The sequence below is a fragment of the Enterobacter cloacae complex sp. P27C genome (assembly GCF_014895705.1).
Lineage (GTDB): Bacteria > Pseudomonadota > Gammaproteobacteria > Enterobacterales > Enterobacteriaceae > Enterobacter > Enterobacter bugandensis.
The window spans coordinates 1-810 of sequence record NZ_JADBQB010000029.1; the positions used below are offsets into that span (position 1 = coordinate 1).

At 58.0% G+C, this 810-nt stretch carries 2 pseudogenes; one reads left to right on the forward strand and one right to left on the reverse strand.

Going from position 1 to position 810, the window contains the following annotated elements:
- Positions 1–93: 93 nt before the first annotated feature.
- Positions 94–195 (reverse strand): annotated as a pseudogene (locus tag IM291_RS21815) (DUF933 domain-containing protein); the annotation flags it as partial.
- A 2-nt stretch (positions 196–197) separates the two neighbouring features.
- Between IM291_RS21815 and IM291_RS21820 the strand changes: the two are divergent.
- Positions 198–810 (forward strand): annotated as a pseudogene (locus IM291_RS21820) (type IV secretion protein Rhs); the annotation flags it as partial.

The following is an 810-nucleotide window of genomic DNA, read 5'->3' on the forward strand; positions in this document are numbered from 1 at the left end:
TGAACCCAGCATGAAAACAGAACTATTAGAGAATGTGTTTTAACCCCGCAAAAAATCCACGCCAAAGCGTGGATTTTCTTCATTCAAAACAAATCAGACGTTAAACAGGAAGTTCATCACATCACCATCTTTAACGATGTAATCTTTCCCTTTTGCACGCATCATGTCTGATTCTTTCTCGCCTTGCTCACCTTGTTCTCAATAAGCTGTCGGTCTCCGACTTTACCCGCGACGAACTCCACCGTGAAACCAGCCGAACCCAGGGGCTGCTGACCACCCGCAGCGAGGACGACTGTCTCGGCTGACTGCATCGCCGGGACGTCTTTACCGGCAATGCGCAGCGCCGGGCGTCTGCTCGTTCAGGACGGCACGCTGCCTTGCCAGGAGCAGTGGCGCTGGGATGCGGCCGGTAACCCGCTCGAAGGATCTGCTGAGAAGGTCACGCATAACCGCCTGACGCAGCTGAACGGCATTCGCTGGCGCTATGATGTCCACGGACGCACCCTGGAGAAAGATAACGGCCAGACACGATGGCACTACCGCTACGACGGTGAGCACCGTCTGACTGAGGTGATCAGCAAGCCGCGGTACCGCAACAGGCCGCAGACGCAGGTCAGCTTCCGCTACGATCCGCTCGGGCGACGCATCAGCAAAACCCGCCGCCAGATGCTGGGCGGGCAGCCAACCGGCAAGCCGGTCACTATCCGGTTTGTCTGGGAAGGGTTCCGGCTGCTGCAGGAGGTGCACGGGGACGTGCCGCTGACCTACGTCTACAGCGATCAGGACAGCTACGATCCGCTGGCGCGCATT